Origin of the sequence: Imperialibacter sp. EC-SDR9 (genome assembly GCF_902498805.1) — a bacterium.
In the GTDB taxonomy this organism is placed as follows: Bacteria; Bacteroidota; Bacteroidia; order Cytophagales; family Cyclobacteriaceae; genus Imperialibacter.
Map to the genome: position 1 here is coordinate 1 of NZ_LR701581.1, position 24,676 is coordinate 24,676.

Below are 24,676 nucleotides of genomic sequence, written 5' to 3' on the forward strand. Positions count from 1 at the left end.
GACAAGCTCCATCAACTCAAAACACTCAGGTATAAAATCTTTGCTATTGGGGGCTATATAACCAAATCCGGCAGTCAGAAAATACTCAACCTTTCTCTGGCAATGAAACGAAGAAAATGGATTGAAGGAATCTGGACAGAGTCCCAAAATTTCAACTGGCCTTTTGCTCCGTCCTAATTCCTAATGACAATTCCGGGTTTATTTCGCAGCGGCATGCGCTCCTTGCCTTGCGCATCATGGTCGGTATCATTATGATGGCTCATGGCTTTCAACGGCTATACTACGGCACAGTGGCCGACTTTGGGGGCTACCTCGACTCGCTTGGGCTGATGATAGGCACACATATTGCCTGGGGCATCACATTATTTGAGCTGGTAGGAGGTATCACCCTAGCCTTTGGTTTCTTTCAGAAATGGATCAGCCTCACCTGGTTGTTGGTGATCGTGCCTGGCATTTTTCTGGTGCATTTACCCAACGGCTGGTATGTAGTGGGCCCGAGCACAGGCGGCGCAGAGTACAGCTGCCTGATGTGGTTTGCTTGATTGTGCTGGCGGCGGACAGAGGCTAAAAGCCTCAACTGATTTTCAATAACCTTGCGCAGAGCCTGGCCATTAAAGAGGTTACTCTTGTGCCGGAGCACAGAGTAACCTCTTTAATCGTTGCTTCGAGATCAACGCCTGCTTCAATTCATGTTTGGGTTAGGCAGCACCAGCAAGGGCACCCTGGTCTTTAGCGTCATGCTGCGGGTGTTGCTGCCTTTTAGTAGCGACTCCAGAAAGCCGGTTTTGTGAGGCACCATCACCAGCAGGTCAGCCTCAAAGGCTTCGACACCCCGGGCAATGCCCTCCCCAATTTTTGGGTACCCTACAAAGCTGTATGTATGGTCTACATCCTCCAGCAGCCCATCGACAGTATCGATCACACTTTCTTCAACCGCAACAGCTACCCCCTCTTTGGCTTTGGTGTCTACATGGAAGATCTGGAGCTCTGCGGCGAACTTCCGGGCAATTTCCTTCATCACATTAAGGTGGTTGTCCTGATCGAGGCAGGTGTGCTCATAGGCATACAGAATTTTTCCGATGCCCTTGAAAGGGACATCGCTGGGCACCACCAGCACCGGACAATTCAGTCGCTTGATGGCTGCCGTGGTGGTGTTGCCAAACAGCTCGTATTCTATCAGGTTGGTCTCCATGCCCATCACTACGAGGTCGGCGTTACGATCAGCAACGTATTGCGCCAGTTCTCCAATAGTATCACTCGTTTTGCTAACCCCGCTCACTTTCAGTCCGTATTTTTTGGCGGTTTCGTCCGCTAACTTTTGCAGGTCGCTGTTGTTTTGTTCGATCATCTGCTCTATGGCGGTCGGGCTAACCAGGCCGTTGGCAGCATGGGGGCTGAGGTGGTAAGAATTGAAAAGCACCAGGTCGGCTTTGACAACCGACGCCACGTTGGCGGCATATTGAAGTGCATTGGTGGCGGCGGGTGAATAATCGGTGGCTATAATTATCGTGTTCATGACTGATGTGGTTTGTTGGGTAAATCTGGTATTTATCCATCGGCCACATCATGACCTGTGTCAGCAGTTGAGGTGATTTTTGTGGGTGGGGAGGTATGTGAGTGCGGTCGTGTGCGACACACGCCAGAACAATAAACGGCAGAACGGCAGGCAGTCCCATTAAAGAGGTTACTCTTGTGCTTCAGGACAGAGTAACCTCTTTAATCAATCACTGCGGAAAGGCCAGAAAAGCACTCGACCGACGATGGGGCGTAGGCATTGCCCTTATTTCTTTAGACGTTCGTTCTGTAGAATTATTTTGATGTCTTTGTGATTGTTCGGTAGGTGCCTTGAAATGATATCCCAAATTATTTCATAGTCAATCCCGAAATATTCGTGGGATATCCTATTTCTGAGTCTGTACATCTCTTCCCAGGGGACATTTGGGTAGCTATCTTTGATGTATTTGGATAAATTTTTACTAGCCTCGCCAATCACTTCAAAGTTTCGGATTACTGCGTCTACAGTTTTGTAGTCTCTCTTAAATTGAATAAAATCCAGCCCCGAAATATATTCCTGGATTCGATCCATCGATAGTACGATGTCTTCAAGATAGAGGACATTATCCCTTTCGCCAGGTTTCAAATGTATTTAACCTGGTTTAAGATGGGTCTTTTGATTCGCTCTTTCAAAGCCTCCTGGGTCACCAGGTCAATGTTTAGCCCGAACTCTTGTTCAAGGAACTTCTCAAGCGTAAAAAATTCCCAGCCAATAGGCTGCGAAAATTCAACCAGTAAGTCGAGGTCACTTTTATCTGATTGTCCACCGGTGGCGTATGAACCAAAATACCCGATTTTGCTCACATGAAATTTGTCTGACAAAAGAGGTTTTAACTCCTGTAGTTTGGTCTCTATGTCGATGGATTGTCTCATATATCAAATTTACCAAAATCTTCCGATTATTTGTTTCCTGATAACATTACTGTTTGCCGTGGTAGTTGAATGAGGAACTGGGTATTGGGGTAGGCTAGCAGCCGCCAGCTCGCACCAGCAGTCCCATTAAAGAGGTTACTCTTGTACGGTAGCACAACGATTAAAGAGGTTACTCTTGCACGGGAGCACAGAGTAACCTCTTTAATTACTGCGGAAAGGCCAGAAACGCCACCTGCAGCTCGCCCAGCTTTTTGTAGCCCAGCACATTCATGTGGATGGGGTCGTCGTAGTACAAGTCCTTGTTGTAGACATTGTAGCCGCCAAGCGTAAACTGATCGAGGTAGGGGATGCCATGGAGTTCGCAGATTGCCTTTTGCATGTTCACATGCTCCACCATGCCTTTTGGATAAAACGGGTCATAAGCACCCCGGTCGTTAAACGCTTTGCTGGAGGTGAAAAAATAGATCGTGGCCTTTGGATTCAGCTCGTAGATCTTTTTGATGCAATAGTTGATGCCACCGGCCTGGGTGGTGAGCTTTGTTTTGTCGTAGCCATCAAACTCGGTGTAGTCGGTGTAGGTGCCTACTGCCCGGTTGTTGGTGTAGTCGTTAGTGGAGGCCCACAAGATGTAGATGTCGAACACACCGGCTTCATCCACCTGCTGCTGCAGCGACTTGCCCTGCAACGATGAAAAGCCTGCGCCCGACACGCCGTAGTTGGTGATTTTCATGCCGAGCTGCCTTTCCCATTGTACTTTGGCGCTGTTGCTGTCAGGGATCACCGACACCGAGCCACCAAACACCGCCACCGACTTGCCATAATTGGCCGAGGCCTTGATGGCCGCTGCGTCCGGCCTGGTTTGGGCCAAAACACTGCCCGGCAGCAGAAGCAATAGCACTGCCCAATAATTGATATGCTTTCTCATGGTTGTAGGTGTTTTTGGTTGAGCCATCGCTTGATTAGTCAATTAATATGGCTTCAATGTAAGAAAAATGGGGGAGGGTATTGTAGAGGATTGAGTGGTGGGCGATGGTGTGAGGTGTTACATCAGTGTGTGGAGACAACCCTGAAAACGGCAGTAGTTGATAAGATACGAGCCACAGGCTCGCACCAGCGGGGAGGGTATGGCAGCAGTGGGCGATACGATTGCTTGCCTCATGCATCCTCCCGGGAGGGTGGGCGTTTCCGCTAGTGCTCAAGCGAGGGTGGGAACTAAAGAAACTCTAAAGTTCTTTTTGAACTTTTGATCGAGCTCTATTCCAATTTCATAATTATCTTGATCATCACAGTTGTTGACGCTGATCTCATTTATCTTCATTCCAACAATATTGGCCTTAACAATTTCTGACTTATTTTTTCCTATTACAGTGTCTCCGACTTTTATTGGAAACTTGTTGGTGTAAATGCATATGACCCTTCCATTCTTAAAAGCATTGGTTATTTCACCGATTTCTTTCCCAGAGTAATTTAACTCAGTATGAAGAATCTTGTTTTCTAAAACCTGGGATAAGGCTTCAGAGTAAAATTTAAAGTATTCGATGTAGTCTCTTAGAATATCATTTTGCAGAATTTCGCTGGCAACGCCATGAGCAACATCATTTCTTCGCTCCGCCAAGTCATTTAAAAAGTAGAAGGATTCCTCGTTCGTTACAGATTTAGAGCTGCTTTTTTCATTTTTTGCAATTATGTGGCGTGAAAACTCGTGATTCTTTATTAACAAATTGCTAATGCCTTGAACTCCAACACGAGCAAAGGTTTCATCAATCACTTGAAGTCGGAAATTTGCTGTATGATATGCGAAAGCGTCCTTATTGAGTTGATAATCTTGATTGATGTTGATACAAGTGTGAAGATTATTGATGATGTCATTCTTCTTTAAAGTACCACTATATCTTGTCTGTTCAATTTTATTCAATAGGGCTAGCGAAAGTGTCAAATGATTCTTGATTATAGCTTCCGGTAACTGATCATATTTGTCTACAATTTTATTGATTTTGTCTACAAAGGATACCAGGGTATTCTCAATGAACCTTTCAAATGCGCCATAAAGCGAAATTATTATGCTGTTATAGTTGAATTGCCTTTTGGAAATTGAAAACGCTTTAAGGTTCGTGGAAAGTTCGCTGAGTAGTTTGTTATTAAGGTTAAAATCATTTAGTTCTAGATCGCCAAGCAATTTCAACTCCGAATTATAAAATGAAATTAGTTTATCAAGGTCGCTTAATTCTCTATGGAACTTGTTTTTTAGCACCTCCATCTTACTTGGATAGTTTTTGAAACAGCAAATCAAACTTGCCCTCCCTATCCTTTACGAGACTCGGGTTAGTGTTTCTTCCTTCAAAGGTTGCATAGTTTACTTTATAGAAATCTGCCATTATACTCTCAACTTGGGTTTTTTTGGAAAGTATCTTTTCAGAATCATTTATATAGTTAGTTGCCACCAACATCAAGGGGTCGAATACAACAGTAGTCGGCCTTTGATACCAATTCCAATTTGCGCCCCTTTGTCGGTAGAGCCAAAAAGCCTTTTCCCCCATCAGTTGATAAACAAACTCGATTGTTGCTTCAAAGAGCTGCACCATTTTTTTTAGCGTTTCAGTTTGGAGTTTGTTACCGTATCGCAAGTAGTTGTCTAGGAAATTGCTAAAATTGGAGCTGCTTTTGAAGAGTTCCTCCCTTTGCCTATTTGCGAAATACCTTAGAACTAATTCAACGTCCTCCATCTCTCTGAATGAATTATTACGCAATAGATCCTCCGGCGGTGTTGTCTCATCACCTGTTGGCTCTGGAATATCCCAAGTTTTGCACAGATATTTATTTCTTGCTAGTTTAATACACAATTCATTTAGTGGACCATTGTAAATTGCATTTCTTGCCTCTTGTGGTTTTAATCGTACTCCGCCACTGTTAATCCGTTCAAATACTAGTTGTTTTAGTTTTTTCGCTTCGAACTCATCTTTCGCAGTTTCTTGAAGTAGTATTATTGATGACAAGTACCTCCTGTCAATACCTTTCCTAATTTGAACTGGAAGATTAGAACAAGCTTTTCCATTAAGTTCCGGCCATTGATCTAAGCCCTCCAAAGTCAACTTATCGGTGTAGAAGTCATAGATAGCTGATAGCCTTTGGAGACCGTCCATTACCTCATAATGAGAGTACTTATCCTCATAAAGGAAAATTGGAGGAATCGGTACATTCATAATAAAGGACTCAATAAGCCTGGACTTTTGTTCTTGATTCCATCGGTGACGTCGCTGAAATTCTGGATTCAGCATATAGTCACCACTTTCAAGCATCGTAACGATGGACGGGAGCGGATACCTCGCTTGTTCTGTAACTATTCTGACTTCACCTTTTATGTATTTTTGATTAATGTCTTCGTCTGACATTCTTGCTTCAAATGTCTTTTCAAGATGTGCAAAAGTTATTTTTTCTCCTTTGAGTAATGTCATAGTGAGATGTTTTGTCGAACTAATTTAGCTAAATTATCTTATTGTTAATTTAGCTTTGGTGGTAGTTTTGAGTTTTAGTTATGATGCCTAAGTAGTTTAATGTCCGAGAATCTGGCTAGCATGAGTGCATTGAGGGTAGGACACTGAGCCGGGCCGTGTATGGGGCCATGTTGACCGCAAACGCACTAAAAAGTGCCTACCCCCCTTCCAGATACCCCCTCGCCCTTCTTTTTGTGACAGCTGTCATCTTTTTGGTGAACTGGGTCATCTCTTTTGTGGTCGCTGTCATCTTTTTGGTGAGAGCACTCGTCTTTTTTATGAACTGTATCACCTTTTTGCCAACAGCGGTAGGTTATTTGGCAACAGCTGTTACTTCCGAGCCGAGGGCTGCAGGTTATTTGGTGACATTGTGCTGGAAAATGTGTGAAGACACACATAAGGACGGGATGTAGGGATTAGGCACATGCCTGCGCCGGCCTACTCTGCCCGGCGGGTGCATTGCGGCAGGGGGGAAGTGGGTGGCTCACGGCCGCCTAAACGACTGGCAAAAGTTTTATTCCCTCGTCAGAAAATCTGTTACCAAAGAGTTCTTGTCAGACTCCATTTCACTTGTCCAACTGTCTATCCACCATCTGCCCTTTTCAAAATGAAGTTGGATGCTATTCAATCCTCTAATGTTTGAAGCAATATTTAGGTCAGTTCTCACTTCAAAAGCACTCCATACCTGGGCGATATTCCCAAAGTGACTAACTTCCCTTTTGAGTTCCTTTTCGTAAAAATCCTCTTTGGTTGATAATAACAGCGGAATGTATTCTGCTTCTAATGAATGTGATTCAGCCTTCCCATTTTCATCTAACTTTGTAATGACAGCATTTGGTGAATGAATGTAACTATCTCTTTCAAATTGCCAGGGGGCTTGACCTGAGCCTGAAATCACGCCATAGTATGCCTCTATGATGGCACTTATTGATTTTACGTCATCAGCATATTTTTCACTTGGGGTTTGTCCAAATACTGACGAACTAAATGCCAATGAAATAACGAATAGTATAACTTTCCTCATCATTCTAATTTTTACCAACATCCGGGCATGGGTGGATCCATATCCCTTTTTTATCATTCGGTTAATCTACCACCAATTTTGGAAAAATGATTGGGGCAGGCGTGCTAGGGTGGAATGTGTGAAGACACACATAAGACGGGATGGCTTTAAACGCAAGCTTCTGCCAGGGGGATGGGGATCGCTATTTTTGTTCTTTCTCCATCTGTGAACTTATAAAAGGTATTCTGGGTGCCAGAAAATATCCTGTCAAACTCGCAAATAGGATGGGGATAAAATGTCCGAAACCTGTTAACGTAGCTAATAGAATCGTGGTACTCATGGGGGTTCGGGTCACACAAGCGTTGATTGCCGCCATGCAGCTGACAATGGCTAGTGTTAGGTTGATGGTAGGAAACAGGTGCTGGAGTATTAAGCCCAAAGTTGCCCCAACGAAAAACAAGGGAATGATAAAGCCACCTCTCCAACCGGATGTCACAGTGATTGAAATGGCGAGAATTTTAAAAACCAGTATGGCGAACAACAGGGTCAGGGAGAAATCCCCTGTCAGTAACTCGTTGATCTCGTGGTGACCAAAATATCGGGTTATTGGAAAGTAAAATGCGATGATACCAAGTAGCATTCCACCGATTAAAGTCTTGATATAAATGGGTAGCGGTCTTTTCTCGAAAATGGATTTGAAAAACTTCACGCAATAAATAAAGCCCCAACCAAAAGCTGCCCCGACTACTGCGAATAGAACTGCGTAGCCAAAATCGAAAATCCCTGAATATGTGTAGGCAGATAAATCCCATATCGGGGCTAGTCCCAAATGGATGATTAAGGCAAATACCAGGTAGCTAAAACAGCTTGCTACAAACGCAGGGATAATTGCCTGGTAGTATTCAACGGCATGTTTATGGTGAAGTATTTCTAAAGAAAATAAACTACCGCCCAAAGGAGCACCAAATAGTGCGGTAAAACCAGAAGCCATTCCTGCGATACTTAACGACCTCAATTCTTCTCCTTTTAGCCGGAACAATTTACCAATCCACGTACCTGTAGAGCCTGTTACTTGTACCAGGGGTGCTTCAGGGCCAAGACTTCCTCCCGATGCTACACATAGTAAAGAGGAAAGAATCATTGAAGGGTTATTTTTTGGCTCAAGCTTTCCTTTATCGAAGCGGATGTTGTTTACAATCAAATGTATTTCTCCTGGGTCTCCAATGAAGTGAATTGTTAAGCCCGCCAAAAGCCCACAAGTTGCCATCACAGGAATTACATGCCATCCTTCAAAAAACGCCAATTTGTGAGTCAGGAATTCAAGTACTATCCAATAGACCCCAGCTATGATCCCACCCAATAGTCCCAGAAAAGCCCACAACAAAAAAGTCCGGCTAAAAACGAAGGGGTTGAATCGGATAGGCTGGTCTAAAATGTTTAAGTACGTGACTAATTTTCTTCTTCGTTTTAATTTCACTTTTCAGTACTGTTTTATAGGGCATTCAAGCAATTGCACAAACCCAACTGGTTGGATTTACCTTCGCAATATAGCATGATGTCAACGACAGGGGCCACTTTTTACCTATGTAGGCTGCTAAATTTGCTGCCAATTCCCGGAAAAGATTGGGCCTTGCGGCAGACGGCGGGTGAAGACACTCACATGGACGGGGAGGAGGTTAAAAAATTGTATTAGTTCAGCTTCCATTTATTGCTTTGATGTTCAGTCTGTTGTTCTAAAAAACCACTTGCCAACAGGTATGGGCATTAGCCTTATTCACCTTACAACGTTGGCTCACTAAAATAGCCAAATATTCAGATAAGCCAGCGGTGTGGGATTTTGCATGAAGACACGCTAAAGGACGAGTCGAGTAATGCACAGGAACAAACGAATGCTAGCGCCAGCGAGGGTGAAGTCATTGTGTTTGTAATGTATTGATACTAGTGGAGGCTTGCACCAGGGGGGCTCATCACTCACGGCTGTTTACCGGTTGATGGCACACCTAATACAAATTCGTTTTTTCATCGTCTTTTATCATCTCATCCAGTTCTTCGGATGAAATATCAAGTTTTCCATGGTCAACCAGGGCTTTGCCCAGGGTCGCAATAGAGCGTTCTTGTCTTTCATCAACTGTTGTCCACAGGTTAGACCTGATGATGCATTTGGCGCAGTGTATAAATGCCTCTTTCACTGTTACAATGATTGCAAATCCCGGTTTTTTACCCTGGCAGGATAAGAGCTCTAAAACCTTTTCGTCAGTCACTATTTTAGCCTCCCCATTTACTCTCAGGGTTTCTTTGATTCCCGGAATCAGGAAGATCAGCCCTATGTTTGGATTTTGAATGATGTTGGTTAATGTGTCAGCTTTATGGTTTCCGGGCCTGTCTGGGATGGCCAGCACTTTGTCACTCAATATTTTCACAAACCCTGCCGGATCTCCTTTTGGAGATACATCTAAATTACCCTTCAAGTCGGATGTTGCTATGGTAATGAATGGTGATTTTTCGATAAAGCTTTTGCAATGCTCATCAATATGGTCAATGGTTTTTCGGGTCACTATTTCGCTGGGATACCCCATCAGATCACGGAGCTGTTTCTCGGCAGTAATCATTTTTTTAAATGCCCATTCCATAGTTTTATTGGTTTTAAATGATACGTAATCATTGCGTCAGCCTAACCAGCTGAGTTTATCGCCACAATATAGTACAATATTGGCAACAGAATTATGCTATTTTGCTCGTATCGGTGAGCAGTATTAATCGCTGAAATAGTTTTTTTTACTCGTGAAAGTTGGTTCGGCATGCAGTGAAGGAAGAATTGTGATGACATAATCCTTGCAAGGTGGCGTCGCTGAGGGATGATGCAGCAGTTCTTGGAGCAGAAAGTGAGCTTTTCCGAAAAATAGCCCACAGTGATAGATCAAACGCTCTTAAAATGAGTAACTTAAAAAAAGACCAAGCCATGCATATCTCATTCTTCCTCGCTCTGATGTTTTTTACTGTACAATCAGATAGTTACCCTCTCAACGTTTATTACAACGGCCAGCTTGTGGATCCGAAGGTAGGAATAAGCCTCGCTGATTTTCCAAGCCCTTCCAAGCAGGCAACCCTGAGTTTCACTTTGGACGCAGAGATCGACAACAAAGAGGACTTGACTTTCATTATGGACCTGGCTGTTGTGAGGTCTGCAACAGCTGTCAGATCCAGATATTATAGAGGGGTTCGCCAAAATGAGGAGCTTGATGCGCAACCCGTGTTGCAGGTGCTTCAGCCTGGCGATAATATTTTGCTGGACTTTTCTAAAAGCCCAGGCCTAAAACCGAAGCTTTATGTGATCAGGGTACGAAAGTGATCCGAGTGCGAACCGGGGACGGGTCAGGCAATCATGTGCTATGCTGCAGCTGCCTTGTCTTCCCTTGGCCACGTCCAGGCGTAAAAGACAATGACTGCGGTAATGATGCATTCCGTAATGGCCAGAAAAACATAGAAGCTATACCAGGGGGTGAGTGAATTGACGCCTATCAGGAGCATCATTAGTGTGAAAAAAGTCCCAAAAATGATGTTGAGAACCCTGCTAACAGGCGCTTTGAGCAGAAGGGACAGGCCAATCATTAATGCAGGAATAGCCAGCACGACAGAGGCAGTCAATAATTTTGCAGGAGTGTCTAAAATAGTGTCACCGGTAAGGAGCCCGTTGACTTTATCGGGCACGTATAGCTCAAAATAATCGCCGTATATGAAGCAAAACATGACTGACGCCCACAAGGCCGAGAGTTTGTGTTTCACATTGATGCTGGGTTCCTGTAGTACTTTTGTAGTCATTTTTATATTGGATTGGTTGGTAGCAGGATGCGTTAGAGTCGCCGGAGGTTGCATCAGAAGACAAGGCTTCTCGCCGAAACCGCCCGGCAATACCAATTGTAGCCTGCCCGCTCTAAATTTTTTAGCGGATCAAAATAGTCTGGCAGGCCAGTAGTGGAGGGGGTTACAAAGACACAGACCAGGGTTATCGTGTAAAGACACACTCAGAAACGAGGGTTCGTGGAGGCGGCAACGTTAAGAGCCTTTTTCGATCTCCAGTTCAAACCCGCTTTCCTTAAGCTCTTCTTCAGTCATCTGGATGATGTTGACGTCCAGGGGCACCCGATCCAGCGGTGCATCCAGAGAGTCCGTTTCCATGGTCGCTATTTTGTTCAGCACATCGAGCCCTTTGAATACCTGTCCGAAGATGGTATAGTCCCCATCCAATCGTGGGATACCGTCGCTGTCGTGCACAATATAGAACTGGCAGCCAGCTGACAGCTTTTCGGGATTGCCGTCTCTGCCAGCCCCTACGGCACCATACACATGGTTGTGGCTAGGTAGAATTTCAGGATCAAGCAGGTAGGGCGAATCGCTGAAGCCCTCAGGCGTGTCGGGGCAGCCCCCCTGGATGACGAAGTTCTCGATCACCCGGTTGAAGCTCAGGCTGTCCCAGTACTTTTCATTGGCCAGTTTGATGAAGTTATCCTTGTGGGTGGGGGTGTCGTCGTAGAGCCAGAAGAGCATTTCGCCCTGGGGCGTGATAATTTGGCCCACATCGTAACGCTTCGCTTCCTTTGACGATGAGGTGCAGGCAATGGCAACGATGGCTATTAATGGAAGGAGGTGTTTGTTCATAGAAAGGTGAATTCTGCTTGTGCTATGCAACCTCCGTTGGTTACATTTGACTAGCATAAAGTAGGTGATCTTTGGCGAATAACAAAGGGTGTTTTGGCGAATGGATCGGGAGGCCCGGTGTGAAGGAACAACCGGGAACTGCAGGCAGTTCACCTCCCATCAATGGTCTTCGACAGGCTCAGACTGACAGTGACAGGCCCTGAACTGTTTAAAAACATTTTGTTGCTACTTTTAGTCTGGACTACTACGATTCACTAAAACATGAAACACATTACCCTTCTTTTTCTACTTATTGCCACTGTGGCACAAGCCCAAATCGATCCCGCCAACATCACCATTGCCAGGGATGTTTACGGTGTGCCGCACATCTTTGCACCAACAGACCCGGAAGTGGCCTACGGCCTGGCCTGGGCACATGCCGAGGATGACTTTGAAACCATTCAGCAGGTGGCACTCATTAGCAAGGGGATGCTGGGCTCATATCTTGGGAAGGAGGGAGCCAAGGCTGATTATGCCTTCAAACTACTGAGGTGCAGGCAGCTTGTGGAGGAGCAGTGGAGTACGATTAGCCCTGAGCTCAAAGCCCTGGTTAATGGCTATATCCAGGGGTTGAAGGCCTACGCCGATGCCCATCCCGACGAGGTGCTGAACAAGCATGTGTTCCCGGCCGACGAGAAGGACTACCTGTCGGCGGTGGTTTTTTCTGTGGCTGTGTTCAGTGGGGCCGATCGTGCCCTGTCCAACCTCTTTGCAGGCAAGGTGCCCGCACTTCCCGGCTTCGATTCCCGGGGGTCGAATGCTTTTGCCATACACCCCAGCAAGACCACAACTGGCGAGGCTTTTCTGGCCATCAACGCTCACCAGCCACAGGAGGGGCCGGTAGCTTTTTATGAGGCTCACGTGCAAAGTGAGGAGGGCTGGAACATGCTTGGCGGTGTTTTTCCGGGAGGCTGCGTCATTTTTCACGGTACCAACGAAAACCTGGGCTGGGCCCACACGGTCAATATGTTCGACAAGGTGGATGTGTTTCAGCTGCAAATGAACCCGTCCAACAGCAACGAATACCGGTTTGACGACCAATGGCTGAAACTTGAAAAGCAGAAGGTGAAACTGAAGGTGAAGGGCATTCCTGTTCGGATTGGTAAAAAGGCTTATTGGAGTGTGTATGGCCCCACAGTAAAGGCCGACAACGGTACTTTTTCTGTGCGGATGCCAGCGCTTATGGATGCCAGCGCCCTGGAGGAGTGGTACAGAATGAACAAAGCCAGGAACTTCTCTGAGTTCTACCAGGCGTTAAGCATGACCAGCCTTCCCATGTTCAATATTGTGTATGCCGACAGGTACGACACCATCTTTTACGTGAGTAATGGCAAGTTGCCCCGCCGCAACCCTGATCCACAGTACGATTGGGGCAGCACTTTACCGGGGAACACCTCCTCTACACTGTGGACTGAGTTTAAAGCAATTGAAGAGCTACCTCAGTATGTGAACCCAAAGGCAGGGTATCTTTTCAACACCAACCATTCGCCGTTCCTTGCCACGGCTCTGGCCGACAACCTGGACACGGCCAACTTCGATCCCAACGATGGCTTCTTCCGCCGCCATAATAACCGCAGTAAGCGGGTAACAGAGATTATGCCCGAAGGCAAGCTGGATTACGATACCTTCAAGCGGATCAAATTTGACCAGCAGTTACCGCAGGAGTTGCAGTACGAAATCAATCTTGACGCCTTCTGGACGCTGGATGCAGGCAGGTATCCCGATCTGGCCAATGTGATCAATAGCCTGCAGCAGTGGGACAGGAAAGCCACTGTGGACAGCAGGGGAGCGGCCGTCTTTCTGCTGATGTACTACAAACTTTACAGCAAGTATCGCAACGTTACCGGATTTCTGCCAGGGGAGGCGGCGGTGGCCACTTACCAATATGTGCATGATTATATGATGGAGCATTTCGGCAGCGACACGGTGGCCCTGGGTGACGTGCAGAAGCTGGTGCGGGGTGGTGTGGCATACCCCATCTGGGGCTTGCCCGATGCGCTGACGGCCATTCACTCCCGGCAGCAGGACGACGGCACCCGCAAAGCGGTGTCGGGCGATGCTTATATTGCCCTTGTCCGCTACCCAAAAGAGGGCTTGCCCATCATTGAAACCGTGAACACCTATGGCGCCAGCATGCACCCCGATTCGCCCCATTTCAAAGACCAGTTGGAGCGGTTCCAAAAGCAGCAGCCCAAGCACATGACCCTCGACAAGGAGGAGGTGCTACGGACGGCGGAAAGGGTGTATCATCCGGTGAGGTAGGGGGCGGTATCAGGCTGACTTCCATGCATTTTTTGTAAGAAGCCATAAAAAAAGCGTACCTGGAAAGGCACGCTTTTGACTTCTTCTGCTGTTAACTACCCGTTTGCACTATCAATTAGCTTTTGGATCATTTGATCCAAATATTCATTTAATGCTTGAAGTGATTTGGTTTTATAGGCCTCTCTGTCTGCTTTTACCTGGTGGCTCACCTCTATCTTCTTGTCTTGAGTAATCACAATGTTCGCATAAGATGGCTTGTAACTATTACTTGATACATACTCTTTAAACTTCTTTTGCTCAACAACTCCTTCAATGGAAATATCACTTTTAGGACTGAATTGTATGATGGATAGCGCACCAGCACCCACTGCACCGCCTTTCCAAACCACTCTTTCAAGTGAAGGAGAAGTTTCGATTTTTGAGCCGAAAAAACCTTCAGATGAAGTGCCTATTGCTGTTGCGGCTAATACAAAATTGACGTTCCCTTTCATTTTGGCCGCTCCCGCAAAGCTACTGCCATCAATGGTCACAAACTGAAAACTTACGTTGGCTTCCAGTACCGGAATGTCGCCAAGCTCCTTTGATAGTTTGGGTGTAACATCAAAAAAGGCATCCTTGGCTTTTCCTTTGTTGGTCACTCTTTTTACGTAGTAATCATAGCCTGTCGGCGCTGTTGAGATATAACCAATAATTTGCGCCTGGCTCGGGGTGCCACCAGTCAATTTGGTATAATCCTGGAACATTTCTGCTTTACCAGCTTCTTCACTGCCAACTATCTCATAACCTGCGTCGGTCAGTTTGCTCACCATTCTTTTGTAGGCTGCATCAGTAATTTCCTGAAAGTCTTCAGTCTCCAGGCCGACCAGCCCCACAGACATCATCGACGTGGCTCTGTCCAAGTCTGAGTTAGTGGTGGTTTCTGAGTTAGACGAAAGTACCTGATAGTTGACAAAAAAGTCTTTGACATAAATCTTTTTAGGAGCCTTTTTGATCTTGTTTTCACCATAGCCCCAGTCTTTGACATTTTTTTCATTGACAATTTGGCTATTGCCTAAAAAAGGCATGCAAAGCAGTGCGAGAACTAATAACTTTTTCATAAGTCTAAATTTTGTATGGTGGCAAATTTAGGTCTATGAATGAGGCAATAGTATACCCCGGAGAGGGTATATGGTACTACCGTTAAAACACACACTTAGTGGACTTGAAGGCTTTCGGATACCAGTGGAAGCTCACTTTTCCTCCTTTAACTCCCTCAAAAAGTCAATAGACTCCTGAAGCCCCTTGTTGGGGAACATCCGCAGAAAGAAAACGACAATACCTGCCACCACAACACTGCCCGCTACATATGAATAGATCCATTGGCTGCCAAACTCGTACAAGCTAACCTTCGCTGCCGCTTTGGCTATCACGATCAGAAAAGGTGCTGAAAACAATGGTATGATAACCAGCAGGCTATAAGCGTCATATGCTTCAAGCTTTTTCAATGTTGACAGCTTCCGCTGAGCCTCTGCAACCGAGGCCTTAGCGTTGATCGTGAAAAGCATAACCAACTGCCCAATGTCAAAAATCAGGCTGTACAGCGTGATGACTATTAACATAATGGCTGGGATGAGAAACAAGGGCTCGGCGTGGTGCCTGAAGGCAAAGCCCAGCAAAAAATCCAGGAACCAGATGCCTACCACAATTTGGACAATACTTGTCCATTTGATCTCTGAAAGACTGGATTTCACCTTACTGAAGCTGATTGTCTTTACCAGCTCTTTGTTGATTTTCACCGTTTGATCCAGCGTTGGATTAGCGTTGTTCCATATGCTTGTTAGTTGTTCAAATTCCATGACCTTTTTATTTAGTTGTTTCAAAATGGGTTTTTAATTCTTCTTTGATTCTCAGCTTCCGGGTGGAGATGTTGGATGCCGAGAGCCCCATGACTTCTGCTATTTCTTTGTTGCTACACCCTTCCAGTTGCAATACCACAATCGCCTTGTCGACAGGCTTGAGCAGGTCGATGGCACGGTAAAGATGCTCCAGGTTTTCATCTGTCGTTTCGGCCTGCACCTGCATAATTTCTCCTTCGCTGTATTTGCTTGCCTGCACCGCACTTCTTGTCGTTACTTTTCTCAGATGAGAGATGGAAGTGTTAAGAGCGATTCGGTAGGTCCAGGTAGAAACGGCGTAGGTGTCGTCGTAATTGGGAAATGCTTTCCACAACTGTAGGGTGATGTCCTGCATCAAGTCCTTGCGCTCCTCTTCGTCTTTGCAGTAGACCCTGGCTACTTTGGCGATCAGCTTTTTGCAGCTTTCGAGGTAGTCTATGAAGAGGGCTTCCTGTTGTTGCGTTCGTTTCACCTTGCTGAGTTTAAGCGATTTTTTTAATGCTTTTACTTCATTATTCGCATGAGGTGCAGAAATGTCACAACAGTGGGGAGTTTTTTCTAAAAAAAATAAACAGGAGCCATTCCTGAGGACATCCTATTCGATGTGTTTCCTTAAGAGTGTATAGTTTTTAGTGCTGTCTCCCGGAGTCAAAATGGGCATCGTATAGTCGCCTTTTGGCACAAACACAGGCATTCTGTCGTTGGATGACTCTGCGATTTGGCCAGGCAGGTCGTCCGCAATGGTAATATCTATCTCGTTGTCAGAGTTAAAATTTTTGAAGACGAACGGATGCACTTTATTACCAGGGATATTCAAAGGCGACAAATATGAGAAGGTATCAAAGGGTCGTACAGGCGTGGGTTTTATGTTGCCAGTGCCCGGCGTTATGCCAGCTTGAGACATTGCAACTGTTGCCGCTAAACACATGAATAGGGTAAGGACGAGCCTGTTCTTCACTTGTTTTGCCATTTGATTCAATACAATATATAAAAAATGCAGCTAATTGCCTCCGAACCACGGCAAAGTCGCCGTCATCATTCTTTCACCCACAACAGTGGCTGTCGGACAAAGAAATTCCTTATTACTTCATCCTTTTCCGACTCTGCCGGGAGGGTTTTCCAGAAATCCAGGTACTTCCTGTCGTTGTAGGCCAAGCTGGCAAACAGCAGCGCCGGGTGCCTCATGGGCCAGTCTTCAAAGTACATCACGTCGGCCTGATGGGGCCACGAAGTCTTGTTTTCGATATATGGAAACATGAAATCGACTGCGTTTTTGATCGACGCACTATCCGTTTGGTATTGCCAGACCTCTGGATACCTTTCCCCCAGGATGTGTAACAAAGTGTACATGGCATCGAGGTTGAAGAGGGAGTAGCCATAGGGCTTAGTGCGGCCCAGCTCTTTGGGGAAAGACCCGTTGGCGTCTATTTGCTCCGGCAGGAGTGTTTTTTCGAAAAACTCTTTGGTGCTCAACAGCAGCGAGTCGTTTGCTGTAAACCGGGCATACATAGCCACCTGCATAGCCCAGCAGGTGCTGTGGTTGTTGCCATTGTCCCGCTCTTCGATGCCGTAAGGATGGGTGGTGATCCAACCGTTGAATTGAGCGAACCAGGTTTTGGTTTTTTCCAGCGCATCATCTTTCAGTAAACCATTTTCTTCCAGTACCATCAGCGCCTGCGCCACTTCTACCAAATGAATAGCGTCGATGATGCCAATGCCCCTGCCAGTCACCCGGCCGAAAATAGCCTGGCTGCACAGCATGTCGGGGTTCATGCGGGTAGCCTCATTCACAAACCAGGCATTGCTGTGCTCAATGGCTTTCAGGGCGTATTTGTCTTCGTGATTGATTGTCCAGGCAGCGACCAATGTGGGTACGATGATGCTCAGCCGCCGCATGCGGTTGCGGTGCTCCACAAAGTTATCGGGATTGGTGAGGCCGTCTTTCCTGATGTACGGGCCCGCAGGATTTTCAGGGTCAGGCCACCAGTAATCGCCCTCTGAGTAGAAGTCGTGCGGGCCGCCAGCCGAGCGGGGGCTTGTGACTTCGGTGATGGTTTGAATGTCGGCTGTCAGGTAGTCGTCGGCTGCGGTGAGCACCCTTTCTTTCTCCAATGCAACTAGTTCATCCCTCAGCCCTTTTTCAGGAGCGGTGCAGCCTAAAACCGTTAGTGCCAGACAGGAATAATAAAAGACCAACCGATATTGCATGCTCATCAGGGTGAATCGCTTAATCAAACAGCTAATATAAGCAATGACCGATATTTAGGATGTGAGATGCTGGAGTACTCGACTAATCATACCGCAGGGTCTTGCTTGGATCCAGCTTCATTACACGCAGCAGTTCTCTGGAGACGGTACCTGTTGAAATGACCAACAGCAGGACCAGCGTGGCCACGAATGGCGTGGCTGTCAGCGAGACATGGTAGCCGAAATTCTGCAACCACTCGTTGGCAACGTAATAGCCAACCGGCCAGGCAATGGCGCTGGCAAGGAGAATAGCGGTGAGAAACTGTTTCGAGAATAGGTTGGAGATGTGCAGGTAGTTGGCACCCAGCACTTTCCTAATCCCTACCTCTTTGGTTTTTTGCTGCGTCACAAACCTTATGTAGCCAAACAATCCTAGGCAGGTGGTGATCAGTGCCAGCAAGGCCATAGCTCCCAATCCGCCAGCAAGGCGCTTTTCAGTTTGGTACAGTCTGGCAAACTCGTCGTCCAAAAAAGTGTACTCAAAAGGAAACTCAGGAAACTTGTCTGACCAGGTGGCTTCCAGGTGAGCGAGCCCCTCGGGAATACGGTTGCCGTCGAGCTTGACGTTGATATAGAAGTACCAGTAGGGCTTGACCAGAAAAATCATCGGCTTGATGGTCGAATGGAGCGACTCAAAGTGGACGTCGGGTATCACACCTATCACTTTGCCTTTTCTTTTTTCGACTGGTTCGCCCGGGTCGCCTGTGTTGAATTCGGTATCCAGTGTAGCTCCAACCGGGCGGTCGATTCCCAGCAGCTTCACGGCGCTTTCATTGAGAATAAATGACCTCTTATCGCCACCAGCTATCCTTTCGAAGCCCTGGCCTTCGAGAAAATCAATTTTGTAGGTAGTGAAAAAGTCTTCGTCTACCGAATTGGCTGCTATTTTGATCTCTTCCTGCCCGTTGTAGGTCACACCAATGGTGTTGCCAATGCCGTCGGTGGGTTTGTAAAAGGAAAGAGAGACATTTTCGATCGCCGGATTGGTCATGAGGCTGTTTTTGAAAACGTCCGGGTTCTCACGGATTTGACGGCCATGAGGGATGTAGATCACCTGGTCTTTGGAATACCCAATGGATTGATTTTGCACGTAGTTGATTTGCTCGAAAATCACCAAACAAAAAATGATCAGGGCTGACGCAAATACATACTGAAGCGTGAGCAACGCTTTTCGCAGGAAGACGCCGGCCTTCCTTCTTTTCAGTTGAATTGATTCCGCAATATTGGACCTGGAAAAAATAATGGCAGGATAAAGCCCGGTCACCAGGGTCGTAACGATGATCAGACCCGGCAGTGCAAGGAGTAACCAGAGGTGCTGGGCGAGGTCCAGCGTCACGTTGGACACCATCAGGTAATTGAATCCGTCGATGCTCAGTGGCAGCATCAAAAGGGCCATTCCAAAACTGACTGTGACGAGGAGGAATGTTTCAAATACAAATTGCGAAATCACCTGCGCCCTTGATGCCCCAATGGCCCTGCGGATGCCCACTTCTTTCGCTCGCTCATGCAGTTGTGCCACCGTGAGTGTCACGAAGTTGATCGACGTAATGATCAGGATCAAAAGCCCTACTGCCACAGCCAGCTGAGGGTAGATGGAGTCGATCACGTTGGCATAGTTAGTAATGACCGAAGGGTCGGTATGAATGGACTGCACAGGCTGCAGAAATCCAAGGTAGGCTTCGCTCGGCTTTTCAGTGTCCTTCACATATTTGGCTACAAAAGCTGGGAAGCTTTCTTCCAATTGATCCTTGCTCGTTGCAGGAGTAAGCTTTGCATAGGTGTAGCAGTAGTTCATGTTCCAACTGTCGGTAATGCTGGGTGGGAAAAGCGCTTCCGTTGTACTGAACGACACCAGAAAGTCGAAATTGATGTGCATGTTGTCGGGCCAGCGTTCGATAACGCCTGTTACTTTAAGGCTGGCGAAGTCTCCGTTCCATTTGAACTCGATCAGGTCGCCGGGCACCACCGGATGATCGAAATATTTTTCTGCCGCTGCGCTGGTCAGCACCACACTGTAAGGCTCCTGAAGGGCAGTAGCAGGGTTGCCCTGAAAATCGTCGAATGGGAATACCTGCAGAAAATTGCCATCGGCCCACATCATTTTTTCTTCATAAAAAAATCTGTCTTCTTTTCTGAAGAGCGTTTTTGAGCGGTCTTTGAAGAAATGAGTGAACAGGTATTCCGGGTATTCACTCTGCAGCGTGTTGGCAAGCGGAAATGTGGTAGTGGCTACTTTGCCAGCCTCTGTGATTCGACCGATCCGATAAATATGATCGGCTTGAGTATGGAAGGAGTCGAACGACTGCTCATAGTTGTTATAGAACAGGGAGAGCAACAGGGCCGCTAGACCCAACGAAAGCCCTATTACTCTGATGACGCTGTATAGCAGGTTTCTTTTGAACAGCCGGAGGGAGGAGGTAAGGAAATTGCTGAGCATGGTAAAATGACTTAAGATGGAAATAGTTTCTTTATTGAGTTCGGGCAGGCCTCTTTGTTCAAACCTGCCCAGCACCTGATCGTAGGCATCTCTGAACGACTCGCCCACCGCCATGCGATCCTCTATTTCGCTGCACACATGGTCTACCAGGTCTTCGTGTAAAGGATCATAGGTAACACCCTTCCTCCTGAGGTCTTTTTCGATCAGTTCGATTTGCGAGTCTTTCAGTTTCATGCCGTGCCAGTATTAGGTTGCATCAAAAGCTTCATGGTTGACATGAAACGCTCAAGCTCTTCCATACGCACGACGGCTTCGGAGGTGCCTGCCGTGGTGATGGAGTAATAGCGCCGCACTCTGCGACCAATATTCACCTTCTCCATTTTCAGGAATCCTTCTTCTGTCATCTTATGCAGAATAGGATAAAGAGAGCCCTCAGGCAGTTGTATTTCCCCTTTCGATTCCTCCTTTACCCGCTGGCTTATTTCATAGCCATACATTCTTTTGTTCTCGTTCAATAGTTTGAGAATCACGGTTTGATAGGTGCCTTTGAGGAGTTGCGATGAGTACATAGTTAATAAGTTGTAATGCAATATATCGCTATGCAATGTATTAACAAAGTGATCAATCAAATTTTGAATGTCAATAGGAGAAATTTGCCAGAATGTGTGGCGTTCGGTAACAGGGTATTAACTTGAATAACTATTCACAAGCGAGAACATGAGAGCAATTGTTATTACAAGCCCAGGTGACCCGGAGGTTTTGCAGTCGGCAGAGAGACCAATTCCTGAAATCAAGTCGGAGGAGGTGCTGATCAAAGTAGCTGCGGCCGGAGTCAACCGTCCGGACATTATTCAAAGAGAAGGACGCTATCCTGCACCTCCCGGCGTGCCTGCTGACATACCCGGCCTGGAGGTGGCGGGCGTGGTGGAGCATGTCGGTGTCGACGAAAAAAGGTGGAGACCTGGCGACAAAGTATGTGCTCTGCTGGCAGGTGGAGGCTATGCGGAGTACGTGGCTGTACCAGGCGTACAGTGTTTGCCGGTACCTGAAGGACTTTCTTTCGAAGAGGCGGCGTCTCTTCCCGAAACCTTTTTCACCGTATGGACGAATGTGTTTGACCGTGGGAGGTTTGTGTCTGGTGAAAGCTTTCTTGTGCATGGAGGTACATCGGGTATTGGAGTGGCCGCTATTCAAATGGTGAAAGCCCTGGGAGGAAGGGTGTACGCTACCGCCGGTACAGACGAAAAATGTGCTTTCGCAGAAAAGCTAGGCGCTGTAAAATGTGTGAATTATAAGAAAGAGAATTTTGCTGAAGTGATCAAGATCCTTGAGCCTAAAGGTGTCGATGTCATCCTTGACATGATTGGTGGGGACTACACACCAAAAAACGTTGGGTTGCTTGCCACAGAGGGCAGGTTACTGATCATCAATGCGATGGGTGGTGCCAACAGCCCGATTGATTTGATGCGGGTGATGGTTAAAAGATTGACAATCACAGGTTCCACGCTGCGGGTGCGTGAAACTACTTTCAAAGGAGCTATCGCCGCCAACCTTGAAAAGCATATCTGGCCGCTGCTGGATGCGGGCAGGATTATGCCCGTGATTTACCAGACTTTTCCGTTAGCATCAGCGGCTGAAGCTCATAAGCTAGTTGAAAGCAGCGAGCATATTGGGAAGGTTGTTCTTACTATTTCAGCTTAAGTTTTCGGCTTCAGTCCAAAAGCCTGAGGAGGAAGCGGAACAATGTCGGTCTCGCCTTCGATTATTGGAAAGTTCTGCTCCTGCCAATCTTTTTTCGCCTTTTCTATCAGTTGTGCGTCTGACGAAACGAAGTTCCAGTAAATGTGTCTTGTTTCCGGGAAGGGCTCCCCGCCGAAGACATACACCGTGGTGTTTTCATGCATTTCAAAATGGCAGAGGCTGCTGTCTTTGGCTACAAGAATACGTTTGGGCTCGTGCACGTTGCCTTCGTTTTCTATTTGTCCCTCAAGAATATACAGACCTACCTCACCGAAAAGGTCTTTGTTAATGTCGATGGTCTTTTTCTCTTTAGTTTTTATTTCCAGCAAAAAGAGCGGACTGTAAACCGGCACCGGCGACTTTCTGCCAAATGCCTCACCGGCTATGAGTTTGAAGCTGGCTCCGTCTTTTTCCCAGGTAGGAATGTCTTCTTTGGTCACATGAAAAAACTCCGGTTCCATCTGTTCCAGGTGTTTAGGCAGGGCCACCCAAATCTGTAAACCGTGCAGCGTTTTGCCCGCATGCCTCAAATACTCCGGAGTTCTTTCAGAATGAACGATGCCTTTTCCAGCCGTCATCCAGTTGACTTCGCCGGGATTGATTTCCATGTGGGAGCCTAGTGTGTCTTTGTGCACGACGTGTCCTTCGAACAGGTAGGTGAGGGTAGAAAGTCCAATATGAGGATGCGGGCCGATATCCAGGTTGTCGTCCTGGCCCATGACAGCAGGGCCCATGTGGTCGATGAAGATGAACGGGCCTACCATGCGGCGGCCCCGAAAGGGGAGGAGTCGGCCGACTAAGAAATGGCCGATGTCGGCGGGGCGTTCTTCGATGATGAGGTCAATGTTTGACATGCAATAGCGGGTTGATTTTGTGTTAAATATAGTGCCTAACTAATCCGGTTCATAGAACTTTTTACCAACAGCCATCCGATCCATCATTTTCACAATCCTGCTGGCTTTGGTGTCTTCCGTTTTTGCATCATATACCCATTGGAGGTAGTATTTTTGTTCACTTTCTGAGAACTTCTGAAAGTTTTCGTAGGCTTTTGGTGGCTCCATTGAGAAGCAATCGATGATTTCCTGTGGTACTTCCAGCGGGAGAGTGTCTTTGTAAAGGATGATCTTTACGGCGTCGCCCTCTTGCTTGCCAATCTTCTTCCTGATTTCAGCTTTCACAGGCAGAAAAAGTTGGCCATTGCCCATTGGTGCAAGCTTATAGCCTTTCAACTCGTAGTCGTCGATGCTTCCACATACCCGTACCCATCCAAACGGGAAGCTTTTATCCTGTAGCACTTCGGGAATCTGAGCGTAAGTCCAGCCGCCTTTGCCGGGGAATTTTTGCAGGAGGTAGTCGCCGTTAATGAGTGGAATATCGGTCATAGCTGAAGATTGTTATGCAATTTAACTGCTTGATTCGAGTAAATGAAAAATGGTGCAGGTAGGCCCGCACCATTAGTGAACTTGGATATTATGAACTCGTCAAATCTTTATTTTTTCAGAATACCCTGGTTTTGTGGTAGTATACATAGGAAACGACCAGCACCAGCAGGACAATTAGAGGCAGGTACACATGTTCCATGCTGCTGTCTACAGCCAGGTGGCCTATAATCGCTGAAAGTGTGGAAATGCCAAATCCTACATAGGCCCATTCTTTTAGTCGGTGAGGCACTTGCGGAACAATAAGGAGAACACCTCCAATGATTTTTCCAATGCCAAGCTCAACACGGAAAAAATCCGGGAAGCCAAGGTGAGCGATGCCCTCGATGGCGGGCTGTGTATTGAAAGCGATGGCACCCACGCCATCGAACAGCACGAAAATGCTCGTGAATACCCAAAAGATGACCTTGTCGCTTTTGGATGTCTTTTCTAGTGTTAAAGTAGTCATGGTTGTCTCTTTTTTGGTGCGATACAAAGGTGCGGGGCTCCGACGATACATTCGATGTGTAAATACGGCAATATGAAGGGTCGATTGCGGCATAGCTTTGGTTCACCTTTTTTCCAGGTGTGGTGTAACGCATTGTCTTTACCGGGCGTCAAAAGTATTGCACATACCTACCTACACGCCTTCAAATAAAATATTACTACAATTAGGAAATTATCAAAAAAATCTCTTGCTTTGAAATACTACATTTAGGAATTAATTATCAGGCAAATGAAGCAATTTCAACTAGGTGAGTTTGAAGAGGTAGTCATGCTCACGGTCGGTATTTTACATGGTGATGCTTACGGGGTGTCGATCAAAAAGGAAATAGAAGCCAGGCTTGGCCGCAATGTGAGTGTGGGTGCGTTACAAACGGCGTTGAAACGGCTGGAGCAAAAGGGCTACCTGCAATCGCAAGATGGAGAAGCTACCCAGGAGAGGGCGGGAAGGCCGAAGCGGTTTTTCCAAATTACAGCATTGGGCAAAAAGGCCATGGAGTATATCAGAAGCACCAGAAACGAGCTTTGGAATGCCATACCCAAGGTGGCGCTGGATGTGAAGTTTGCAAGTTAATATG

Annotated in this window: 26 protein-coding genes; 5 read left to right on the forward strand and 21 right to left on the reverse strand. The window is 46.7% G+C overall.

Annotation, left to right across the window (positions count from 1 at the left end; all coding sequences use genetic code 11):
* Positions 1-227 precede the first annotated feature (227 nt).
* A complete protein-coding gene (locus tag GC130_RS10395; protein ID WP_226940431.1) occupies positions 228-542 on the forward strand; it encodes a DoxX family protein in 315 nt (104 codons plus the stop codon).
* 140 nt (positions 543-682) lie between these two features.
* Here GC130_RS10395 and GC130_RS10400 read toward each other — a convergent pair whose 3' ends face one another.
* The 9 genes from GC130_RS10400 to GC130_RS10440 form a co-directional block, all read right to left on the reverse strand.
* Positions 683-1,516 carry a universal stress protein gene (locus GC130_RS10400; protein ID WP_151998241.1) on the reverse strand — a complete coding sequence of 278 codons (834 nt, stop codon included), beginning with the start codon at positions 1,514-1,516 and terminating at the stop codon, positions 683-685.
* 264 nt (positions 1,517-1,780) lie between these two features.
* The gene (locus tag GC130_RS10405; RefSeq protein ID WP_201568558.1) at positions 1,781-2,140 is read right to left on the reverse strand and encodes a DUF86 domain-containing protein; all 360 of its coding nucleotides are present in this window, start codon (positions 2,138-2,140) and stop codon (positions 1,781-1,783) included.
* Positions 2,137-2,427 (reverse strand): nucleotidyltransferase family protein, encoded by a 291-nt coding sequence (locus GC130_RS10410; protein WP_151998242.1) that lies wholly within the window; start codon positions 2,425-2,427, stop codon positions 2,137-2,139. The genes GC130_RS10405 and GC130_RS10410 overlap by 4 nt, the downstream gene beginning before the upstream one ends.
* Before the next feature lie 205 nt (positions 2,428-2,632).
* The gene (locus GC130_RS10415) at positions 2,633-3,352 is read right to left on the reverse strand and encodes an SGNH/GDSL hydrolase family protein (RefSeq protein WP_151998243.1); all 720 of its coding nucleotides are present in this window, start codon (positions 3,350-3,352) and stop codon (positions 2,633-2,635) included.
* Between the two features lie 270 nt (positions 3,353-3,622).
* On the reverse strand, positions 3,623-4,684 hold the full coding sequence (locus tag GC130_RS10420; protein WP_151998244.1) for an MAE_28990/MAE_18760 family HEPN-like nuclease: 1,062 nt from the start codon (positions 4,682-4,684) through the stop codon (positions 3,623-3,625).
* 1 nt (position 4,685) lies between these two features.
* Positions 4,686-5,879 (reverse strand): DUF262 domain-containing protein, encoded by a 1,194-nt coding sequence (locus GC130_RS10425; protein ID WP_151998245.1) that lies wholly within the window; start codon positions 5,877-5,879, stop codon positions 4,686-4,688.
* A gap of 553 nt (positions 5,880-6,432) precedes the next feature.
* A complete protein-coding gene (locus GC130_RS10430; protein ID WP_226940432.1) occupies positions 6,433-6,999 on the reverse strand; it encodes a hypothetical protein in 567 nt (188 codons plus the stop codon).
* Between the two features lie 124 nt (positions 7,000-7,123).
* A complete protein-coding gene (locus tag GC130_RS10435) occupies positions 7,124-8,398 on the reverse strand; it encodes a chloride channel protein (protein ID WP_151998246.1) in 1,275 nt (424 codons plus the stop codon).
* Between the two features lie 523 nt (positions 8,399-8,921).
* Positions 8,922-9,551, reverse strand: coding sequence for an MSMEG_1061 family FMN-dependent PPOX-type flavoprotein (locus GC130_RS10440; RefSeq protein ID WP_151998247.1), 630 nt, complete (start codon positions 9,549-9,551; stop codon positions 8,922-8,924).
* 302 nt (positions 9,552-9,853) lie between these two features.
* Here GC130_RS10440 and GC130_RS10445 point away from each other — a divergent pair, with 302 nt between their 5' ends.
* Entirely contained in the window at positions 9,854-10,270 is a 417-nt protein-coding gene (locus GC130_RS10445) for a hypothetical protein (protein ID WP_151998248.1), read from the forward strand.
* A 38-nt stretch (positions 10,271-10,308) separates the two neighbouring features.
* On the opposite strand, the gene GC130_RS10450 is transcribed toward GC130_RS10445, so the two are convergent.
* Together GC130_RS10450 and GC130_RS10455 are read right to left on the reverse strand one after the other, a co-directional pair.
* The gene (locus GC130_RS10450) at positions 10,309-10,740 is read right to left on the reverse strand and encodes a DUF6326 family protein (protein ID WP_151998249.1); all 432 of its coding nucleotides are present in this window, start codon (positions 10,738-10,740) and stop codon (positions 10,309-10,311) included.
* A 234-nt stretch (positions 10,741-10,974) separates the two neighbouring features.
* Positions 10,975-11,577 carry a peptidylprolyl isomerase gene (locus GC130_RS10455; RefSeq protein ID WP_151998250.1) on the reverse strand — a complete coding sequence of 201 codons (603 nt, stop codon included), beginning with the start codon at positions 11,575-11,577 and terminating at the stop codon, positions 10,975-10,977.
* A gap of 261 nt (positions 11,578-11,838) precedes the next feature.
* Between GC130_RS10455 and GC130_RS10460 the strand changes: the two genes are divergently transcribed.
* On the forward strand, positions 11,839-13,878 hold the full coding sequence (locus GC130_RS10460; RefSeq protein ID WP_151998251.1) for a penicillin acylase family protein: 2,040 nt from the start codon (positions 11,839-11,841) through the stop codon (positions 13,876-13,878).
* A 95-nt stretch (positions 13,879-13,973) separates the two neighbouring features.
* Here GC130_RS10460 and GC130_RS10465 read toward each other — a convergent pair whose 3' ends face one another.
* The 7 genes from GC130_RS10465 to GC130_RS10495 form a co-directional block, all read right to left on the reverse strand.
* Positions 13,974-14,975 carry a hypothetical protein gene (locus tag GC130_RS10465; protein WP_151998252.1) on the reverse strand — a complete coding sequence of 334 codons (1,002 nt, stop codon included), beginning with the start codon at positions 14,973-14,975 and terminating at the stop codon, positions 13,974-13,976.
* Positions 14,976-15,107: 132 nt separating this feature from the next.
* Positions 15,108-15,713 carry a hypothetical protein gene (locus GC130_RS10470; RefSeq protein ID WP_151998253.1) on the reverse strand — a complete coding sequence of 202 codons (606 nt, stop codon included), beginning with the start codon at positions 15,711-15,713 and terminating at the stop codon, positions 15,108-15,110.
* Positions 15,714-15,720: 7 nt separating this feature from the next.
* Positions 15,721-16,224 carry an RNA polymerase sigma factor gene (locus GC130_RS10475; protein ID WP_151998254.1) on the reverse strand — a complete coding sequence of 168 codons (504 nt, stop codon included), beginning with the start codon at positions 16,222-16,224 and terminating at the stop codon, positions 15,721-15,723.
* A gap of 123 nt (positions 16,225-16,347) precedes the next feature.
* Positions 16,348-16,710: a hypothetical protein gene (locus GC130_RS10480; RefSeq protein ID WP_151998255.1), complete on the reverse strand. Its 363-nt coding sequence runs from the start codon at positions 16,708-16,710 to the stop codon at positions 16,348-16,350.
* Positions 16,711-16,787: 77 nt separating this feature from the next.
* Positions 16,788-17,960: an alginate lyase family protein gene (locus GC130_RS10485; protein ID WP_151998256.1), complete on the reverse strand. Its 1,173-nt coding sequence runs from the start codon at positions 17,958-17,960 to the stop codon at positions 16,788-16,790.
* Between the two features lie 82 nt (positions 17,961-18,042).
* Entirely contained in the window at positions 18,043-20,670 is a 2,628-nt protein-coding gene (locus GC130_RS10490; RefSeq protein ID WP_151998257.1) for an ABC transporter permease, read from the reverse strand.
* Complete coding sequence (locus tag GC130_RS10495; RefSeq protein WP_151998258.1) at positions 20,667-21,005, reverse strand: PadR family transcriptional regulator; 339 nt, start codon at positions 21,003-21,005, stop codon at positions 20,667-20,669. Before GC130_RS10495 ends, GC130_RS10490 begins: the two co-directional genes overlap by 4 nt.
* Before the next feature lie 148 nt (positions 21,006-21,153).
* Between GC130_RS10495 and GC130_RS10500 the strand changes: the two genes are divergently transcribed.
* Positions 21,154-22,137: an NAD(P)H-quinone oxidoreductase gene (locus GC130_RS10500; RefSeq protein WP_151998259.1), complete on the forward strand. Its 984-nt coding sequence runs from the start codon at positions 21,154-21,156 to the stop codon at positions 22,135-22,137.
* On the opposite strand, the gene GC130_RS10505 is transcribed toward GC130_RS10500, so the two are convergent.
* The 3 genes from GC130_RS10505 to GC130_RS10515 form a co-directional block, all read right to left on the reverse strand.
* The gene (locus GC130_RS10505; protein WP_151998260.1) at positions 22,134-23,030 is read right to left on the reverse strand and encodes a pirin family protein; all 897 of its coding nucleotides are present in this window, start codon (positions 23,028-23,030) and stop codon (positions 22,134-22,136) included. The two genes, GC130_RS10500 and GC130_RS10505, sit on opposite strands and share 4 nt — an antisense overlap.
* Positions 23,031-23,069: 39 nt before the next feature.
* Complete coding sequence (locus GC130_RS10510; protein ID WP_151998261.1) at positions 23,070-23,558, reverse strand: YdeI/OmpD-associated family protein; 489 nt, start codon at positions 23,556-23,558, stop codon at positions 23,070-23,072.
* Positions 23,559-23,673: 115 nt separating this feature from the next.
* Positions 23,674-24,063, reverse strand: coding sequence for a DoxX family protein (locus GC130_RS10515; RefSeq protein ID WP_151998262.1), 390 nt, complete (start codon positions 24,061-24,063; stop codon positions 23,674-23,676).
* A 267-nt stretch (positions 24,064-24,330) separates the two neighbouring features.
* On the opposite strand from GC130_RS10515, the gene GC130_RS10520 reads away from it, so the two are divergent.
* Positions 24,331-24,672, forward strand: coding sequence for a PadR family transcriptional regulator (locus tag GC130_RS10520; protein WP_151998263.1), 342 nt, complete (start codon positions 24,331-24,333; stop codon positions 24,670-24,672).
* Positions 24,673-24,676 lie beyond the last annotated feature (4 nt).

Coding starts and splice junctions, on each gene's coding strand:
- GC130_RS10400 (WP_151998241.1), bottom strand. CDS start 1,516: ATGAACACGATAATTATAGCCACCGATTATTCACCCGCCGCCACCAAT.
- GC130_RS10410 (WP_151998242.1), bottom strand. CDS start 2,427: ATGAGACAATCCATCGACATAGAGACCAAACTACAGGAGTTAAAACCT.
- GC130_RS10415 (WP_151998243.1), bottom strand. CDS start 3,352: ATGAGAAAGCATATCAATTATTGGGCAGTGCTATTGCTTCTGCTGCCG.
- GC130_RS10420 (WP_151998244.1), bottom strand. CDS start 4,684: ATGGAGGTGCTAAAAAACAAGTTCCATAGAGAATTAAGCGACCTTGAT.
- GC130_RS10425 (WP_151998245.1), bottom strand. CDS start 5,879: ATGACATTACTCAAAGGAGAAAAAATAACTTTTGCACATCTTGAAAAG.
- GC130_RS10430 (WP_226940432.1), bottom strand. CDS start 6,999: ATGATAAAAAAGGGATATGGATCCACCCATGCCCGGATGTTGGTAAAA.
- GC130_RS10440 (WP_151998247.1), bottom strand. CDS start 9,551: ATGGAATGGGCATTTAAAAAAATGATTACTGCCGAGAAACAGCTCCGT.
- GC130_RS10445 (WP_151998248.1), top strand. CDS start 9,854: ATGAGTAACTTAAAAAAAGACCAAGCCATGCATATCTCATTCTTCCTC.
- GC130_RS10450 (WP_151998249.1), bottom strand. CDS start 10,740: ATGACTACAAAAGTACTACAGGAACCCAGCATCAATGTGAAACACAAA.
- GC130_RS10455 (WP_151998250.1), bottom strand. CDS start 11,577: ATGAACAAACACCTCCTTCCATTAATAGCCATCGTTGCCATTGCCTGC.
- GC130_RS10460 (WP_151998251.1), top strand. CDS start 11,839: ATGAAACACATTACCCTTCTTTTTCTACTTATTGCCACTGTGGCACAA.
- GC130_RS10465 (WP_151998252.1), bottom strand. CDS start 14,975: ATGAAAAAGTTATTAGTTCTCGCACTGCTTTGCATGCCTTTTTTAGGC.
- GC130_RS10470 (WP_151998253.1), bottom strand. CDS start 15,713: ATGGAATTTGAACAACTAACAAGCATATGGAACAACGCTAATCCAACG.
- GC130_RS10485 (WP_151998256.1), bottom strand. CDS start 17,960: ATGCAATATCGGTTGGTCTTTTATTATTCCTGTCTGGCACTAACGGTT.
- GC130_RS10490 (WP_151998257.1), bottom strand. CDS start 20,670: ATGAAACTGAAAGACTCGCAAATCGAACTGATCGAAAAAGACCTCAGG.
- GC130_RS10495 (WP_151998258.1), bottom strand. CDS start 21,005: ATGTACTCATCGCAACTCCTCAAAGGCACCTATCAAACCGTGATTCTC.
- GC130_RS10500 (WP_151998259.1), top strand. CDS start 21,154: ATGAGAGCAATTGTTATTACAAGCCCAGGTGACCCGGAGGTTTTGCAG.
- GC130_RS10505 (WP_151998260.1), bottom strand. CDS start 23,030: ATGTCAAACATTGACCTCATCATCGAAGAACGCCCCGCCGACATCGGC.
- GC130_RS10510 (WP_151998261.1), bottom strand. CDS start 23,558: ATGACCGATATTCCACTCATTAACGGCGACTACCTCCTGCAAAAATTC.
- GC130_RS10515 (WP_151998262.1), bottom strand. CDS start 24,063: ATGACTACTTTAACACTAGAAAAGACATCCAAAAGCGACAAGGTCATC.
- GC130_RS10520 (WP_151998263.1), top strand. CDS start 24,331: ATGAAGCAATTTCAACTAGGTGAGTTTGAAGAGGTAGTCATGCTCACG.